This window comes from Actinomadura verrucosospora, from assembly GCF_039540335.1.
In the GTDB taxonomy this organism is placed as follows: Bacteria; Actinomycetota; Actinomycetes; order Streptosporangiales; family Streptosporangiaceae; genus Spirillospora; species Spirillospora verrucosospora.
Genome location: NZ_BAABEV010000027.1, coordinates 81,933 through 98,086, shown reverse-complemented (window position 1 = coordinate 98,086; position 16,154 = coordinate 81,933). Strand labels below are relative to the sequence as shown.

Here is a 16,154-nt window from a genome sequence, read left to right as displayed (position 1 = left end):
GGGGCCGTTCAGGCGTCGGCGGCGCAGCGGAAACCGGTGTTGCCGGTGGTGGAGTCGGGTGTGTTGGAGGTGCGGGCGGCGACGCGGTAGCGGTTGCAGTAGGAGTCGTGGCAGAGGTACGAGCCGCCACGCATGGCGCGGGTGTCGCCGTCCCGGGTGAAGGCGTCGGCGCACCATTCCCAGACGTTGCCGACGGTGTTGTAGAGCCCGTAGGCGTTGGGACGGTAGGCGTCGGCGGCGACGGTCCCGGGGCGCCCGTCGTGCTGGTCGGGGAACCGGCCGCGCCAGATGTTGCACCGGTCCTGGCCGCGCGGGCGCAGCTCGTCGCCCCACGGGTAGGTGGCCTGATCGAGGCCGCCGCGCGCGGCGTACTCCCATTCGGCTTCGGTGGGGAGGCGCTTGCCCGCCCACGCGGCGTAGGCGGCGGCGTCGTTCCAGGAGACGTGGACGACAGGGTGTTTCCGGCGCTGCCGGACGTGGCTGCCCGGGCCTTCGGGGCGGTTCCAGGCGGCGCCCTCGATGCCGCGCCACCAGGGCGTCCCGGCCGGTGACGGAGCCGTGCGCGCCTCGGCCGGGGGCAGAAGGCCCTGGAAGACGTAGGACCACCCGAAGCCCTCGGCCTCGGTCCGGTACCCGGTCTCCTTGACGAACTGGGAGAACTCGGCGTTGGTGACCGCGTGCGGGTCGATGCGGAACGGCTCCACGCGGACGTCGCGGACCGGCCCTTCGCCGTCCCGGGGGTTGGCGTGGACGTCCTCGTTGCCCATGCGGAAGGTGCCGCCGGGCAGCACGATCATGCGGTTGAGGCGCGGAGCGGCGCGAGGGGGCACGGCGGGCCGGGGGAGCCGCGCGGGCTGGGAGAGCCGCGCGGGCTGAGAGAGCTGTGCCGCCCGGCGTGAGGCGGCGCAGCAGGCGGGCATGTCGGCTGAGGTCATGGCTTCCGATGGAGGTGTGCGGGGGACGGGTCCGTCCCCCGCACACCCGGTTCAGGAGACGGTCAGGGTCAGCGGCGCTTCCACGGGCGCCTGGCCGGTCGGCCGGAGGGTGAGGGTGGCCGTGTAGGTGCCGGGGGCTGAGAACGTCCGGTTCGAGACGGCGGTGAACGCGGCGTTGCCGCGCATGTCCGGAATGCTGGCCGCACGGGACGTAGTGAGCGTGACGTCCTCCTGGACGCCGTCGCTCCAGGTGACTGTGCCGGTGAGGGCGCCGGCGGCGGGAGCGGTGACCGTCCAGGCGGCACCGGCGGGCGAGCCCGCCGGGACGGTCCTGTCGGAGCCGAGGGCGGCCGTCCGCCAGGGGACGCCCGCGGTCGGGAAGAAGTTGACGCCCTGGAGCGTCAGGCGTCCGCCGACCATGGCGAGGCGTCCGGTGAAGTCGGTGTAGTCACGCTGGGACTGCGGCGTCCAGCCGACCTCGGCGGTGGCGACCAGGCGCGGGTAGCTGTAGTACTGCGCCTGCGGGAGGCGCCGGATGAACTCGCCCCACAGGGCCGACTCCACTCCGAGGACGTCGCTCTCGGACGTGCCGGGGATGAAGGTTCCGGGGTCCCAGCCGTAGTGCCGGTCCAGGCCGCACGGTCCGCCGCAGGCCCACGTGCCGCCCAGGGGCTGCCGGGAGTCCTGCTTCTGCGGGACGTAGGTGTTGGAGGCAGGGGAGAGGATCAGTTTGGCGCCCCTGCCCGTGACGGCGCCGGCCACGGCGGCCTTGTCGCCCGCCCAGTACTGGACGACCGCGTTGCCTCGCGGGAGCGCGGTCCGGGCGGTCTCGTTCCAGCCGACGACCGTCTTGCCCAGCCCGTCGACCTGGCCGGTGAAGGCGTCGACCATCGCCCGGTAGTCGGCGCCGCTCGTGCTGTGCGACTCGTCCCCGCCGATGTGCAGGTACGGGCCGGGCGTCATGGCCGCGAGCTGGGTGAGGACCTGCTTGGTGAACTCGTAGGTGACCGGGTTGGCGGCGTCGAACGACGAGTACCCGACGTCGGGGGTGCCGTTGGCGGGGACGGTCGTCTCTCCCGGCTTCAGGGCCGGCTTGGATCCGGCGCTGTTGAGCTGCGGGATCGCGTGCAGGGCGGCGTTGGTGTGGCCCGGCATGTCGATCTCCGGGACGACGGTCATCCCGCTCGCCCCCGCGTACCGGACGATCTCGGCGTAGTCGGCCTTGGTGTAGAAGCCGGTGACGCCGGGTTCGGTGCCCATCTGCTGGCCGCTGGAGTTGCGGGTCATCGCGGTCGAACCCGAAACCGAGGTCAGCCTGCCGTAGTCGATCCCGGAGGGGTTCACCGCGGGGGCGTCCATCGCGATCCGCCAGCCCTGGTCGTCGCTCAGGTGCAGGTGCAGGCGGTTGATCTTGAACTGCGCGGCGGCGTCGATGTACTTCCTGACCTCGTCCACCGGGTAGAAGCTGCGGGCGACGTCGAGCATCATGCCGCGGTGCGCGAACCGCGGATAGTCGGTGATCTCGACGTGCGGCACCGTCCAGGCGGCGCGGGCCTTCGCGGGCGACTCGACCCACTGGGGGAAGAGCTGCCGGAGGGTCTGCACGCCGTTGAGGGCTCCGTTGGCGGTGGACGCCTCGATGACGACCTGCGCCGGGTTCGCGGTGAGGTCGTAGCCCTCCGGGCGGCCCGCGGGGCCGAGCCCGGGGCCGACCTTGACGACGATCGGGTTCCGGCCGGACCTCGCGGGCACGACCGGCAGCCGGTAACCGGTGGACGGCCGCAGCACCTTCGCCAGGTAGGCGGCGGGCGCCGCGGCCCCGCCGCCGACCGCCGCGATGGAGGTCGCCGGATCGAGCCGGTAGCCGGGGCCGTCGCTCGCTTCGACGGACACCGGCTTCGGCACCAGCCCGAGCGGGCCGGCGGCGGGACGGTCCCCGGCCGCGCCGGCCCGCGCGGGCGCGGCGGCGAGCGGGGACAGGGCGGCGGTGAGGACGGCCGCGAGCGAGGCGGCGACCGTGCGGCGGCGGGACAGGGGGACGCGTTGACGGGGCATGGGGGTGTGCCTCCTCAGGGGCGGCCCGGCCGGCCGGACGCCGGCCGGGTCCGGGGGTTACTTGCTGCCGGCGTTCGTGTAGAGGCTCGCGGTGTAGTAGGCGGCCGGGTCGGGGGAGGAGGGCAGCTTGCCCATCGCGACGAAGATGTCGGACAGGCCCTTGTACCAGCCGTTCACCGTCCCGTCCCCGGTCAGCCGGGTCAGCTCCGCCGAGCTGAAGGTCCTGGTGACGGCGGACGCGCCCTTGAACTGCGCGGGCGGCACCTTGACGAACGCGGCCGCCGTCGTCTCGGCCTCGGCCGTGTGGCCGTCCACCCAGTCGTTGGCCTGCTGGAGCACCTTGATGACCTTGCGGACGGTCGCCGGATCGTCCTTCACGACCTGGTTGCGGGCGACGAAGGAGCTCGGGAACGACATCGCCGGGAAGAAGTCGGCGTTCTTGGACAGCTCGACCAGCCCGGGAGTGCGCTTCTTGATGGTGTCGATGAGCGGGTACCAGATCGCGGCGGCGTCCACCTTGCCGGAGGAGAAGGCGGTGACCACCGTGCTCGGGTCCATCGGCACGCGCTTCACGTCCTTCGGGGTCATCCCCGCCTTCTTCAGCGCGAGCTGGAGGAGCATGTCGCCCGACGTCCCCTCGGGCACGGCGACCTTCTTGCCCCGGAGCCCGGCGACGCTCGTGATCCCCGACTCCGGGGTGGCGATGATCCGGTCGGCCTGGCCGAGCATGTTCACCGCGATGATCTTGGCCTTGCCGGACGCGGGCATCCAGGTGGCGCCCGGCCCGATGTAGCCGTAGTCGAGGTCACCGGCGCCGAGCGCCTGGATCTGGAGCGGGCCGTTGGTGAAGACCTTCAGCCGGGGCTTGAGCCCGGCCTTCTCCCACAGGCCGAGCTTGTCGGCCGCGGCGAGGGTGGCCGCGCCCGAGAAGTCGGCGATGTAGCCGAACTTCACGGTCGTCCCGCCGTCGTGCTCGCCGCCGCAGGCGGCCGGCGGCAGCAGGAGGAGCGACGCGGCCAGCAGGCGCAGAGATCTCATGGTGCTGTCCCTTCGGGGGTCGGGGCGGGGGGCTGGTGGTAGACGGCCGTCCAGACCTCGCGGCGGAGCTCGTCGAACTCCGGCGACAGGCGGATCTCCTCGGTGCGGGGATAGGGCAGCCCGACGTCGACGACCTTGTGGATCCGGCCGGGGCGCGCGGCCATGACGACCACCCGCCCGGCCAGGTACACGGCCTCGTCCACGTCGTGGGTGATGAACATGACGGTGCGGCGCTCGCGGGTCCAGGTGTCGAGGAGCCCGTCCTGGAGCTGGACGCGGGTCAGCGCGTCCAGCGCGCCGAACGGCTCGTCCATCAGCAGCACCGACGGGTCGACGGCGTAGGCGCGGGCGATGGCGCACCGCTGCTTCATCCCGCCGGACAGGGTCTTCGGGAGCGCGTCGGCGAAGTCGGCCAGGCCGACCAGGTCGAGGTAGTGCTCGGCGGTCGCGCGGCGCTCCTTCTTCGACACTCCGGCGATTTTCAGCCCGAACTCGACGTTCTTGCGCGCGCTCATCCAGGGGAACAGCGCGTACTGCTGGAAGATGACGCCGCGCTCGGGGCCGGGGCCCGCGACCCGGGCGCCGTCCACCTCGACGGTCCCGGCGTCCGGTGCGAGCAGCCCGGCGGCGAGGTTCAGCAGGGTGCTCTTGCCGCAGCCGGACGGCCCGACGACGGTGACGAACTCGCCGTCGGCGATGTCCAGCGAGACGCGGTCCAGGGCGGTGAACGAGGCGAACCGGTGGGTGACGTCCCGGAAAGAGATCTTGGTCATCGGCGCTCCTGCCATCCGGTGAGCCGCCGCTCGGCGAGCAGCAGCAGGCGGTCCATCGCGAGCCCGGTGAGCCCGATCACGATCAGCGACACGAAGATGGTCGGGAGCTCGTAGTAGAGCTGCGCCTGCTGCATCCGGTAGCCGAGCCCGCCCTGCGAGGCGATCAGCTCGGCCGCCACGACCGTGGCCCAGGACGCCCCGAGCCCGATCCGCATGCCGACCAGGATGAACGGGGTCGAGGCCGGCACCACCACGTCGGTGAACAGGGTCCGGTCGCCGGCGCCGAGCACCCGCGCCGCGTTGATCAGCGTCCGGTCGACCGAGACCACGCCCTGGTAGGTCGACACGACGCAGGACAGGAACGCGGCCAGGAAGATCACGAAGACCTTCGGGGTCTCGTCGATGCCCATCAGCACCACCGCCAGCGGGATGATCGCCAGCGGCGGGATCATGCGGAAGAACTGGAGCCACGGCTCGAACAGCCCGCGCACCACCGGGTACCAGCCCATCGCGAACCCGACCGGGACCGCGAGCACGACGCCGAGGACGAAGCCGAGCAGCACCCGGCGCAGGCTGGCGAGCAGGTCGTCGAACAGCGTGCCGTCCCCGACCAGCTCCCCGGCGCGGCGCGCCACCGGGAGCGGGCCGGGGAACCCGTCGATCCCGCTCCTGGACAGCCCGACCCAGACCGCGAGGCCCAGCGCGGCCGAGGCGAGGGTCAGCGAGGCGGAGCGCAGGCGCCCCCGGCCCCGGCCGGCGGCGGCCATCACGCGACCTCGTCCGCGACGCCGTCGACGTCGGGCGCCCGGCCGGCGCCGATGTCGGCCATGTAGCTCATCCAGGTGTAGGCGGGGTCGCCCCGGCGCAGCAGTTCCCTGTAGAGCCGGCCGGTCATGTCCCGCCGCACGTCCGCGTAGGCGGGCGCCGAGTACACGTTCCGCAGCTCGTGGGGGTCGTCCTCCAGGTCGTACAGCTCGTGGACGCTCTCGGGGTTGAACACGAGCTTGTGGCGGCGGTCGCGGATCATCCGCTGCGAGTAGGGGAAGTGGTGGCCGTGGAACTCGGCGACCACCTCGGGGCGCGGGTCGTCCTCCCCGCGGATGAGCGGCAGCAGGCTCCGGCCGTCGCAGGGGTCGCCTGGCGGCAGCCCGGCCAGGTCCAGGATCGTCGGGTGCAGGTCGATCAGCGTGGCGAACTCGTCGACCGCGCGGACGGGCGCGCCCGGCACCCGGATGATCCCGGGGATGCGGTAGATGTCCTCGTACATCGCCGGGCCCTTGTCGTTGAGCCGGTGCGCGCCGGTGAACTCGCCGTGGTCGGCGGTGAACACGACCGCCGTGTCGTCCCACAGGCCGCGCTCGCGGAGCCGGTCGAGGATCCGCCCGGCCTGCTCGTCGATCATCGTGACGTAGCCCCAGTAGACGGCGATCAGCTTGCGCCAGGCGTCGGCGTCGAAGTGGTCGGCCGACCAGTACTCGGCGTAGCGGCGCTGGACGTCGGGCTTGCCGGCGAACGTCTCGGCCATGGACGCGGGCAGCGGCACGTCCGCCGGGTCGTACAGGTCGTAGTAGGCGTCCGGGAGCAGGTAGGGCAGGTGGGGGCCGTACCAGCTGCACGTCAGCGCGAACGGCCGCCCGTCGTCGGCGTACCGGTCGATCAGCTCGATCGTCCGGTCGGCGAGGAACCGCTCGACGGTCGCCTCGGCGGGCTGCTCCAGCCGCCCGGCGATCAGGTGGCCGCGCCCGGAGTCGTTGGGGGCCTTGCCGAAGACCGGGTCGCGCACCTTGAACGGCGGGTGCCCGTTGTCCTTGAGCCAGGCCTGGTAGGACGGGTGGTGGAACGGGTTCAGCGCCCCGGGCAGGTGCTCGCCGTCCATGCCGTAGTACTCGGGGCCGCGCTCGCGGCCGATGTGCCACTTGCCGACGTGGCCCACGTTGTAGCCCGCGCCCAGCAGCGGCCGGACGAGGGTGGGGAAGTCGTCGTCCACCTCGTCCTTGGCGCCGCCGTTGCGCTCGGGATTGACGAGCAGGCCGTGGCGGAACGGATGGGTGCCGGTGAACAGGGAGGCGCGGGCGGGGGTGCAGATCGCGGTCGGCGTGTAGAACCGGTCGAACCTGGTGCCCTCGGCCGCCAGCCCGTCCAGCGCGGGGGTGCGCACGACCGGGTTGCCGTAGCAGCCCAGCGTGTCGACCCGGTGCTGGTCGGTCATGAGGATCAGGACGTTGCGAGGGGGCACGGGACTCCGTTCATTAATTCCTGAGGGTTGACAGAAATAGGCGCTTTGTTGCGGGAGCGCAGGTCGGGCCGGGTCTACGGGTCCGCGGGCAGCGGGCCGGGCGGGAGGGGGTCCTGCTCCTTGAGGACCAGGGCGATCGCGCCCATCGCCGAAGCGGCGGGCCCGAGGTCGGCCGGGACGACGTCGAGCGCGCGCGGCTTGCCCGGCAGGGCGAGCTCGCCGATCGCCGACCTGATCGGATCGAGCACCAGGCCGCCGAGCGTGGCGAGGTCCCCGCCGACGACGACGCGCCGGGGGTCGAGCTGGGCCACGGTGCCCGCCAGGACCGTCCCCAGCGTGCGGGCCGCCTCGACGACCACCGCGGTCACCGCGGGCGTCCGGGACCGCGCGGCCTCCAGCAGGTCGTCGGTGCCCGTCAGCCGGACGCCCCGCGACGCGGCGGCCTCCAGCAGCGCCGGCACGCCGATCCGCCCCTCCAGGCAGCCGCGTCCGCCGCAGTGGCACCGCGGTCCCGCAGGATCGACCGAGACGTGGCCGACCTCGCCGGACGCCCCGTGCCCCCCGCGCAGCAGGCGCCCGCCGGAGATGAAGCCGCCCCCGACGCCGAACGCCCACCGCACATAGACCACGTCGTCGGCCGAGCGCGCGGCGCCCCACGTCTGCTCGGCCAGTGCGGCGAGGCGAGCGTTGTTGTCCACCTCGACGCGGGTGCCGAAGGCGGCCTCCAGCCGTTCGGCGGCCCGCCGCCGGCGGGCGGGGCCGTCCATCGCCCCGACCAGGCCGATCCCGATGGCCTCCAGCGCGCGCAGCCCGATGCCGCGGTCGTCGCAGACCTTGCGGACCAGCGCGATGGCGAGGTCGGCCTGCTCGCCCTCGTCCGCGTCCGGCGCCGAGTCGTCCACCGCGGTGGCGACGACCTGCCGGGCGATGTTGGCGATCGCGACCCGGATCCGCCGCCGGCCGAGATCCACGCCGATCAGCAGCCCGGCGTCGGGGTTGAGGGAGACGCGGGTCGCCGGCCGCCCCCGGCCGCGGGGCCGGCCGTCGTCCTCGGCCCCCGACTCGATCACCGCGCCGCGCTCCATGAGCTCGGAGATGATGGCGAACAGCGTCGTGCGGGACAGGCCGGTGCGCTCGGTGAGCCGCGTCCGGCTCATCGGCCCCTCGCCGCGCAGCGCCGCCAGAACGGCGCCCTCATGGGCCTGCCGGAGCCGTTGCAGCGCGTCAGCCCGCTTCTCCATGCCGGGAAGCATGAACGATGCACCCGATTAATGTCAATGCTCCGGACGAAAACCTCCGGGTCGGCGGCACCCGCATCCGGGCGGGCGTCGCCGGCCCCGGCCGGCCGTCCGTTCAGGGCCGGTGCGCGGTGATGATCCAGGCGCGCGAATCGAACCGGACACCGTCGCCGTCGAGGTGAGCTGAGAGCGTCTCGCGCAGCTGGGCGACCGCACGCGCCGAGGCGTCGGGGCCCAGCCGCCGGAGCGCCTCGCTCGTGGAGGTGAAACCGCGGACCCAGCCGAGGGCGGCGTCCACGTCCGGCCCGTAGTAGACGGGTTCGTGGACGTCGGTGAAGGCGATGTCGGCGAAGCCCGCAGCGCTGAGAATCCGCTCGGCGGTCTCCGGGTCGCCGAGAGAGAACGCGTCCGGTCCGGAGGGAGCGGCGGCCTCCGCTTGCCCGGCCCCGGCGAGGGCCTGGCGGATGGCGACCTCCCATTCGTTGCGTTCGGCGGGCTGCCACACCATCATCACCAGGCGCCCGGCCGGCCGCAGCCCCCGCCCGACGTTGGCGAACGCCGCGACCGGGTCGTCGAAGAACATCGTCCCGAACCTGCTGATCGCCAGGTCGAAGCGCTCGGGCGGGAAGGGGTGGGCCTGCGCGTCGGCGCGCTCGAAGGAGACGTTGCCGACGCCCTCGGCCCGCGCCAGCTCGCGGGCGCGCTCGATGGCGGGCGCGGAGACGTCGACCCCGAACGCGCTGCCCGCCCGGGCCGCGCGCGCGGCCTGCCGGGTCGTGTGCCCGGAACCGCATCCGATGTCGAGGACGTGGTCGTCGTGCCGGACGGCGGCCGCCCGGCGCAGGATCCGGTCGTGCAGCCGCAGTTCGGCGTCGTAGTCGGTGGGGCCCGTCCCGTGGTCCTTCGCGGAGTTTCGCACGGCAGTCTCCTTACCACGGCCGGACCGGCCGCGGTCAGCCCTTGTGGGGGATCTGCTGCACGGTCCCTCCGTCGATGACGAACTCGGCTCCGGTGGCGAAGGACGACTCGTCGCTGGCGAGGAAGACGACGAAGGAGGCGACGTCCTCCGGCAGGCCGGGGCGTCCGAGGGGGATCGGGACCATGTCGTCCGGGATGCCTTCGGTGAGCGGCGTCCGGATCAGGCCGGGGTGCAGCGAGTTGACCCGGACGCCGTGCGGGGCGAGCTCCACGGCGACCGACTTGGTCAGGCCCCGCAGCCCCCACTTCGAGGCCACGTAGCCGTGCGCCCAGGAGGTGCCGCGCAGGCCCTCGATGGAGGAGTTGTTGATGATCGACCCGCCTCCGGCGGCGATCAGCGCGTCGGCGGCCGCGCGGATGCCGAGGAACGGGCCGGTGAGGTTGACGTCGATGATCTGCCGCCACTTCTCCGGCCTGAACCGGTTGACGGCCGCGCCGTTGGCGATCCCCGCGTTGTTGAACAGCACGTTCAGCGCGCCGAACTCGGCGACGGTGGTCGCGACGGCCGCCGCCCAGTCGTCCTCGCTGGTCACGTCGAGGTGCACGTAGCGTCCCGCGTCGCCCAGCTCGTCCGCGACCGCCCTGCCCTCGTCGTCGAGGACGTCGCCGATGACGACCCTGGCGCCCTCGGCGGCCAGGGCCCGGGCGCTCGCCGCGCCGATGCCGCGGGCCCCGCCGCTGATCAGAGCGGTCTTCCCGTCCACACGTCCCATGGTCGCCGTCCCTATCTGCCGGTGCCCCGGTCGGTCAGCGCCGCGGCGAAGACGCCGCGGGCGGTGGTGAAAGGCAGGTCGAGCGGCGTCCGCAGCCCCGGCGGCGCCGCGACGACGTCGGGGATCGCGTTGACGATCCGCCCGGCGCCCGCGGCGATCGCGGCGTAGTTGTGGTCCCCCCTGGCGCTGGTCGGGCAGACGTCGACGCGGTAGGAGGGCTCCCCGACGATCTCGACCCGGTAGGAGCCGCCGTCCTGCGCCGGCTGCGGCCAGTCCGGCCGCAGGTCGCCGCGCAGCCGGGTCGTGTGGTCGATGACGAGGACCTCCCTGCCGCCGGCGACGCCGCTGATCTGGAACCGGACGGCCGCCATCCCGCCGGCGGGGATGTGCCCGGCGGCCACGTCGAACGCCTCCGGCGCCGGCTCCTGCTCGAACCACTCGGTGATCTCGTCGAGCTCGAAGCCGAACCCCCGGGCCAGCATCCGGAGGCTGACGCCCCACGACGCGGCCAGCATCCCCGGGCGCAGGATCTTCGGCAGGTCCCCGACGGGTCGTCCGAAGCCCATGAAGTCGAACATGACCGGACCGCCGTCGTAGGTCGCGTAGTCGGCGATCTCCGAGCAGCGCACCTGCTCCACCCGCTGGCAGGTGCTCGCGATCGCGAAGGGCAGCAGGTCGTTCACCCAGCCGGGGTCCACTCCGGTGGTGAAGAGGCTCGTGCCGCCCGCCCGGCAGGCGTCCTCGACGGGACGGATCATGCGTTCCGGCAGCAGCCCCCAGGGGTAGATCAGCGGCACCGGAGAGGAGGCGACCACGTTGCTGCCCGCGGCGAGGATCGTCCCGATGTCGGCGAGGGCGCCGGGCAGCCGGGTCTCGCCGATCGCGCAGTAGACGGTGCAGTCGGGCCGCGCGGCGAGCGCCGCCTCCAGGTCCGCGGTGGCCGCGACCCCGGTGACCACGTCGAGCCCGGCGAGCTCGCCGGCGTCGCGCCCGACCTTCGCGGGGTTCGAGACGACCAGTCCGGCCAGCTCGAAGCGGGGGTCCTCGATGAGCTGCCCCAGGGCGATGCGGCCGACGTTGCCGGTGGCCACGTGCAGGACGCGGAGGGCCATGGTGCTCCTCGACGGGAGGGGACGGTCGATAGAACGCGTTACCGGGCGCCGTGGGGACGGACGCTTCCGGCATTCACCGCGCCGCGCCGGTCAGCTGGCTGGACACATGTCCAGCATAGGTCGAGCCTCGTTCCCGTCGCAATGCCCGGCGCAGTCGACGGGTATCCGGACAGGTGTCCGGACAGGCTTCCAGTTTCATTGGAACACGTTCTACTATGGTGCCGGGCGCTCCGGAGCCGCGCCCGGCGTGGGACCGCGGCGCCGGCACCTCCCCGCCGCCTCGGTCGCAGGTGGACGGGACCGCCGAGGCAAGGAGAACCGCAGATGGCCGACCCGCCGGCGACGCCTCCGAGCCGGTACGCGGGCCTGACCCGCGGAGAGCTCGCGGTCGTCGTGCCGGAGCTGCTCCTGATCGGGCAGCTCATCGACCGCTCCGGGATGGCGTGGTGCATCTCCGCGTTCGGCAGGGAGGAGATGGCGCGGATCGCGATCGAGGAGTGGGCGGCGTCGAGCCCGATCTACACCAGGCGGATGCAGCGAGCCCTGGGCTACGCCCCCGAGGTGCCGGGCGAGGGCGACGTCCCGACCATCTTCAAGGGCCTCCAGCTCGACATCGGCGCCCCGCCGCAGTTCATGGACTTCCGCTACACCGTCCACGACCGGTGGCACGGCGAGTTCCACCTCGACCACTGCGGCGCCCTGATGGACGTGGAGCCGATGGGCGACGACTACGTCCGCTCCATGTGCCACGACATCGAGGACCCCACCTTCGACGCCACCGCGGTCGCGACCAACCCCAAGGCCCAGGTGCGGCCGATCCACCGGCCGCCGCGCCGTCCCGCCGACCGGCACCCCCACTGCGCGTGGACGGTGGTCATCGACGAGTCCCACCCCGACGCCGAGGGCATCCCCCTGCTCGCCGACAACGAGCGCTCCCGCGCCGCGACCCTCGAACTCGCACCGATCGACCCGTCCGACGACGGGCTCGCCGACTACTCCGGGCCCCTGCTCTCCGACCTCGACTTCGCCGCCTTCTCCCGCTCCGCGCTGGCACGGATCGCCGACGAGGTCTGCCTCCAGATGCACCTGCTCAACCGGGCCTTCACGCTCTCCGTGGCCCGGCGGGCCGCCGACGCCGGCGAACTCCTCCGCATCCGCCGCAAGCAGCTCGTCGGCATCGCCGGCGTCGCCGCCGAGCGGCTCGCCCGCGCCCTGGACCCGCCGCGCGACGCGGAGGGAGCGGCCCGCCTTCTCGCGGTGCACCCCCTCCTCAACCCCTCGGCCTACGTCGACGCCGGCATCGAGGGCGCGAACATCGTCGTCCGCCCGTCTCCCGCGCATGAGGACGGCGCCTGGATCTCCCTCTGCGGACCCGGATGGACGACCGCGCTCCAGGCCGTCGTCCGCGCCGTGGACCCCCGCCTCGACGTCGAGGCGCACGGTTCCGGCGACGGGGAATGGCGGCTGACCGTCGTCCGCCGCGACGACCCGGCCCCGGAGCCCGACGAGGTGGCCGTCGTCCGCTTCAGCACCGGCGCCGCCTTCGCCTTCCGGCCGCGGCGCTCCCTGCCGATCACCCCTGTGTGACGGCGCCGGCGCGCAGGGCGGGGGCCAGCCACCGGTGCAGGACGGCGCGGACCTGCGCCTCGTCCCTCGGCGGCTCGCTCGGGTGCTGCAGCAGCGAGGTCAGCAGGCGCATGACGATCTCGGCGAGGCCGTCGAGCTCGTCCTCGCCGACACCGGCGGCCGCCCAGTCGACGGGGAAGCGCTGCAGCATCTCGGCGCCGTAGGCGATGGCGTCGGCGGTGGTGGCCCCGCGGCCGAAGGCGGCGGAGTCGTCGAGCTGGAGCAGCAGGCTCAGCCGCGGCTCGTTCGGGATGGTCCGCACACAGAAGATCATGCCCTCGACCACGGCCTCGGCCGGGTCGCCGATGCCCTGGAGGTGGGCGATCATCCGGTCGACGAACGACTCGGCGCCCTGGGCCGCGACCTCGCCGATGATGTCGCTGATGCGGCCGAAGTGGCGGTAGACGGTCTGGCGGGTCACCCCGAGCTCGTTCGCGACGTCGGACAGCGTCGTCTTCGCGACGCCGTGCCTGTCGATGCAGCGGACGGTCGCGTCGACGATGCGCTGCCGGGCCTCGGCCTCCGACGCGGGAGGCCGGCCTCCCCAGCCGTGGTGCCCCATGGGCCTCAGGATCGCACAGGTCCCGCCGCCCCCCGTGCCACGCTCGCGCGGAGCGCGGCCGCGATGATCCCGGCGGCGGCGACCGAGCACAGCGCGGCGTACCAGAGGCTGCCGATCGGCGTGCCCTGTTCGGTGACGCCGCCGGACGAGGCGAGGTACGCGGGCAGCGCGAGGAGCCAGAAGACGACGTGGACGCCGAGGTACAGCGCCGGATAGGTCCGCGCGAACAGCGGCGACACCGCCGGGACGGCCGTCCCGGCGCGCCGCGCCCGCCAGGCGTCGGCGAGCAGGAGGAGGCCGGCGACCCAGACCGCGGCGAGCTCGGCGCCGAGGATCGCCCGCTGGACCCCGAGGCGGCCCTCGAAGGCGCCGCTGGGGGCGCTCACGACGATCATCGCCAGGGGCGTCACGGCCCCGGCGACCAGCGTGCGCCGACCGATCCGCGGGCCGGTGAGGGCGCCGCGGCCGTCCCGTCCACCGGTCAGGCGGACGACGAGGTAGGTCATGGCCCCGAAGGAGACCGAGGCGAAGAGCAGCATGCTGTTCATCGGCACCGAGGCGAGCGCCGGCTGGTTGATCTTCTCGTTCGCCTCGTTCCACGCCCACCACCTCAGCTGCGGGCCGAGCTGGTCGAAGACCTCGTAGAAGACCTGGCACGCGAACGCGACCGCCACCGAGCCGGCCAGCGGCCCGCGCCGTGCGAAGACGCCGAGCACCCGGACGAGCTCGTAGGCGAGCTGCGAGATCGCGGGATAGAACGCCACGATGTACAGCGGCAGCCGGTCGTACATGAACTGCACGGTGAACACGTTGTGGGAGAAGATGAACCCGACGTGGTCCTGCAGACCGAACCAGCCGGGAAAGTACAGCGGCGGCTCGATCACGGCCAGGTAGACGACCGAGGCGAACCACAGCGAGATGTTGACCGGATCGCCGTCGCGCCGCCACCGCCGCCACGCGTGCACCAGGGCGAACACCGCGCCGCCGACGATGAGCAGTTCGAGCACGGCCATGGTGCCGTCGGCCAGGTCGAACGGGTTGCGGAAGCTCACCACGGCATCGGCGCCGTGGCAGGAGAAACCGAGTTCCCCGGCGACGCGCTCGGCCGCCGGATCGCAGGTGGGACCCATGAGCCGCCTCCCGGCGTCAGGTGCCGACAAGGTCGTCGCCGCGGGCCGGGGAGGCGCCGCGGGGGCCGGTGTAACCGGTGAAGTCGATGCCGGGCGGATCCCTCCGGTCGTCGAACCCGTCGGGCACGACGGTGCGGCCGAGCCGTTTCCGCAGCTCGTAGCGCACGACGCCGAACCAGAACCGCGGATCGGCGGCCATCTGCCGGAGCGACCTGTCGAGGTTGAACACCTGCGCGAACGTCCGCTCGACGTAGGCGTCCTCGCGGCTCGCGGCGGTGATGGCGTTGAAGACGGGCCAGCTCAGGCGCGCGGTGAGCCTGCGGCGCCAGGCGGCGGCGACCTCGGTCCCGGTCGCGAAGTCGTAGGCCTGGTCACGGGCCATCGCCAGCATCCAGGGGACCTGGAGCGACCTCCTCTGCCCGCGGAGGAACTCGCGCATGAACGCGAGGTCGACGGCGTCGCGCCTGCGCAGCACCTCGTCGAGGATGAGGGCGGAACGGGCGGCGGAGCTCATCCCCTGGGCGTAGAAGGGGTTGAAGGCGCAGATCGAGTCACCGACGCACACCAGCCCGATCGGGGGCGTCCTGAGCAGGTCGTACCGGCGCCACTTGTTACCGGTCGAACGGGTCAGATGCACCCCGGAGGTCGGAGTGCAGGCACGGGCCGCCTGCGCGAACACCGGTGTCCGCACACGGTCCAGCGCGTCCTCGAACGCCTCCACCCTGCGCGGCATCTCGATGCCCCACGACCCCATGCACACGATGGCGCGCTCGCCCTCGATGGGGAAGAAGTTGCTGAGGAACTCGTGCTCGGCAGGGTGGTCGCCGCCGTCCTGGGTCGGGGTGATGACCAGGTGCTTCCACCACCACGTCTCCGGACGCCGCCCCGCCGGGGGCAGGTCGTACCAGCGCGAGGTGTAGGTGACCTTGGCGTCGAGCGTCTTCTCCGGAGGCGCGGGCCACCCGGCGGCGCCGAGCCAGTCCACGACCGAGGAGCCGCGACCGAGCGCGTCGACGACCAGGTCGGCGGCCAGATGACCGTCGCCGTACTCGACCCCGACGACGCGACCGCCCGCGGAGCGGAGCCCGGTGACGGTCACGCCCTCGCGGATCTCGATGGCCGGCAGCTCGCGGACCTTGTCGCGCAGGACCCGCTCGATCAGCACACGGGAGCTGTACACCATCGTCATCGAGCCGGACTTGCGCGGCGCCCAGCCGTCGTTCTCGCAGTAGGCCGCGTCCATCGACGGCATGAGGTGCATCCCGCCCGCCGCGATGAGCGCCTCCTCGAACCCGGGGAAGATCTCTCCGATCGCCCGCCGGCCGGAGTTGAGAAGGAAGTGCGGGTGCTTGCTCTGCGGGACGCCCCGCCGGTGCTCGGCCTCCGGCGGCAGCCGGTCCCGTTCCAGCACGACCACCCTCGCGAAGTGCCGGGCGAGCACCCCCGCGGCGCACAGCCCCGCCACACTCCCGCCGAGCACCACGGCCGTCCCGCGCGGCATCCCGCCACCACCCATCCATTCATACACACAACGAGTGAATGTATGATTAACCCAGGCCGAGCCGCCGCGCAAGGGTGCGGCCCTGACGAACCGGCCCCCGCCAGCCGCTGCTACCCCCTCCGGTGCCGCGCTGCCCCGAGGCGTGCAGGTAGCCATAAACATAGAAATTTGCACCCTAAGGCTGATAAAAACACCATTCGGCGGCCGAGAGAGAATCTACTGGTTCGTAATGTCCGGCCTACTGAAATGATCTCCTC

General features: G+C 72.9%; 14 protein-coding genes. 1 reads left to right on the top strand and 13 read right to left on the bottom strand.

What is annotated here, in order from left to right:
* Positions 1 to 8: 8 nt before the first annotated feature.
* The 10 genes from ABD944_RS26355 to ABD944_RS26310 all read right to left on the bottom strand — a co-directional run bounded on the left by ABD944_RS26355 (position 9) and on the right by ABD944_RS26310 (position 11,078).
* A complete protein-coding gene (locus tag ABD944_RS26355; protein ID WP_345180940.1) occupies positions 9 to 797 on the bottom strand; it encodes a formylglycine-generating enzyme family protein in 789 nt (262 codons plus the stop codon).
* 189 nt (positions 798 to 986) lie between these two features.
* Entirely contained in the window at positions 987 to 2,990 is a 2,004-nt protein-coding gene (locus ABD944_RS26350) for a family 20 glycosylhydrolase (protein WP_345180938.1), read from the bottom strand.
* Between the two features lie 57 nt (positions 2,991 to 3,047).
* Entirely contained in the window at positions 3,048 to 4,028 is a 981-nt protein-coding gene (locus ABD944_RS26345) for an aliphatic sulfonate ABC transporter substrate-binding protein (protein WP_345180936.1), read from the bottom strand.
* On the bottom strand, positions 4,025 to 4,801 hold the full coding sequence (locus ABD944_RS26340) for an ABC transporter ATP-binding protein (RefSeq protein ID WP_345180935.1): 777 nt from the start codon (positions 4,799 to 4,801) through the stop codon (positions 4,025 to 4,027). Before ABD944_RS26340 ends, ABD944_RS26345 begins: the two co-directional genes overlap by 4 nt.
* On the bottom strand, positions 4,798 to 5,568 hold the full coding sequence (locus tag ABD944_RS26335; RefSeq protein ID WP_345180934.1) for an ABC transporter permease: 771 nt from the start codon (positions 5,566 to 5,568) through the stop codon (positions 4,798 to 4,800). The genes ABD944_RS26340 and ABD944_RS26335 overlap by 4 nt, the downstream gene beginning before the upstream one ends.
* Complete coding sequence (locus tag ABD944_RS26330; RefSeq protein WP_345180933.1) at positions 5,568 to 7,037, bottom strand: sulfatase family protein; 1,470 nt, start codon at positions 7,035 to 7,037, stop codon at positions 5,568 to 5,570. Before ABD944_RS26330 ends, ABD944_RS26335 begins: the two co-directional genes overlap by 1 nt.
* A 74-nt stretch (positions 7,038 to 7,111) precedes the next feature.
* Positions 7,112 to 8,278: an ROK family transcriptional regulator gene (locus tag ABD944_RS26325; RefSeq protein ID WP_345180930.1), complete on the bottom strand. Its 1,167-nt coding sequence runs from the start codon at positions 8,276 to 8,278 to the stop codon at positions 7,112 to 7,114.
* Between the two features lie 112 nt (positions 8,279 to 8,390).
* Positions 8,391 to 9,194: a class I SAM-dependent methyltransferase gene (locus ABD944_RS26320; RefSeq protein WP_345180928.1), complete on the bottom strand. Its 804-nt coding sequence runs from the start codon at positions 9,192 to 9,194 to the stop codon at positions 8,391 to 8,393.
* 34 nt (positions 9,195 to 9,228) lie between these two features.
* Positions 9,229 to 9,966 (bottom strand): glucose 1-dehydrogenase, encoded by a 738-nt coding sequence (locus tag ABD944_RS26315; RefSeq protein ID WP_345180926.1) that lies wholly within the window; start codon positions 9,964 to 9,966, stop codon positions 9,229 to 9,231.
* A gap of 11 nt (positions 9,967 to 9,977) precedes the next feature.
* Positions 9,978 to 11,078, bottom strand: coding sequence for an NAD(P)H-dependent amine dehydrogenase family protein (locus ABD944_RS26310; RefSeq protein ID WP_345180924.1), 1,101 nt, complete (start codon positions 11,076 to 11,078; stop codon positions 9,978 to 9,980).
* A 324-nt stretch (positions 11,079 to 11,402) separates the two neighbouring features.
* On the opposite strand from ABD944_RS26310, the gene ABD944_RS26305 reads away from it, so the two are divergent.
* Entirely contained in the window at positions 11,403 to 12,665 is a 1,263-nt protein-coding gene (locus ABD944_RS26305; RefSeq protein WP_345180921.1) for a hypothetical protein, read from the top strand.
* Here the strand turns inward: ABD944_RS26305 and ABD944_RS26300 are convergent.
* From ABD944_RS26300 to ABD944_RS26290, 3 genes are read right to left on the bottom strand one after another with little or no spacing between them, the layout of a single operon-like run.
* Positions 12,652 to 13,266: a TetR/AcrR family transcriptional regulator gene (locus tag ABD944_RS26300; RefSeq protein WP_345180920.1), complete on the bottom strand. Its 615-nt coding sequence runs from the start codon at positions 13,264 to 13,266 to the stop codon at positions 12,652 to 12,654. The two genes, ABD944_RS26305 and ABD944_RS26300, sit on opposite strands and share 14 nt — an antisense overlap.
* A 5-nt stretch (positions 13,267 to 13,271) precedes the next feature.
* Positions 13,272 to 14,396 carry a hypothetical protein gene (locus ABD944_RS26295; RefSeq protein WP_345180918.1) on the bottom strand — a complete coding sequence of 375 codons (1,125 nt, stop codon included), beginning with the start codon at positions 14,394 to 14,396 and terminating at the stop codon, positions 13,272 to 13,274.
* Positions 14,397 to 14,412: 16 nt separating this feature from the next.
* On the bottom strand, positions 14,413 to 15,897 hold the full coding sequence (locus ABD944_RS26290; RefSeq protein WP_345180916.1) for an FAD-dependent oxidoreductase: 1,485 nt from the start codon (positions 15,895 to 15,897) through the stop codon (positions 14,413 to 14,415).
* Positions 15,898 to 16,154 lie beyond the last annotated feature (257 nt).

Excerpts from the sequence above, each read along its gene's own strand:
- ABD944_RS26335 (WP_345180934.1), bottom strand. The coding sequence starts at position 5,568 with ATGGCCGCCGCCGGCCGGGGCCGGGGGCGCCTGCGCTCCGCCTCGCTG.
- ABD944_RS26310 (WP_345180924.1), bottom strand. The coding sequence starts at position 11,078 with ATGGCCCTCCGCGTCCTGCACGTGGCCACCGGCAACGTCGGCCGCATC.
- ABD944_RS26295 (WP_345180918.1), bottom strand. The coding sequence starts at position 14,396 with ATGGGTCCCACCTGCGATCCGGCGGCCGAGCGCGTCGCCGGGGAACTC.
- ABD944_RS26315 (WP_345180926.1), bottom strand. The coding sequence starts at position 9,966 with ATGGGACGTGTGGACGGGAAGACCGCTCTGATCAGCGGCGGGGCCCGC.
- ABD944_RS26325 (WP_345180930.1), bottom strand. The coding sequence starts at position 8,278 with ATGGAGAAGCGGGCTGACGCGCTGCAACGGCTCCGGCAGGCCCATGAG.
- ABD944_RS26345 (WP_345180936.1), bottom strand. The coding sequence starts at position 4,028 with ATGAGATCTCTGCGCCTGCTGGCCGCGTCGCTCCTCCTGCTGCCGCCG.
- ABD944_RS26355 (WP_345180940.1), bottom strand. The coding sequence starts at position 797 with ATGATCGTGCTGCCCGGCGGCACCTTCCGCATGGGCAACGAGGACGTC.
- ABD944_RS26290 (WP_345180916.1), bottom strand. The coding sequence starts at position 15,897 with ATGCCGCGCGGGACGGCCGTGGTGCTCGGCGGGAGTGTGGCGGGGCTG.
- ABD944_RS26350 (WP_345180938.1), bottom strand. The coding sequence starts at position 2,990 with ATGCCCCGTCAACGCGTCCCCCTGTCCCGCCGCCGCACGGTCGCCGCC.
- ABD944_RS26305 (WP_345180921.1), top strand. The coding sequence starts at position 11,403 with ATGGCCGACCCGCCGGCGACGCCTCCGAGCCGGTACGCGGGCCTGACC.
- ABD944_RS26340 (WP_345180935.1), bottom strand. The coding sequence starts at position 4,801 with ATGACCAAGATCTCTTTCCGGGACGTCACCCACCGGTTCGCCTCGTTC.
- ABD944_RS26300 (WP_345180920.1), bottom strand. The coding sequence starts at position 13,266 with ATGGGGCACCACGGCTGGGGAGGCCGGCCTCCCGCGTCGGAGGCCGAG.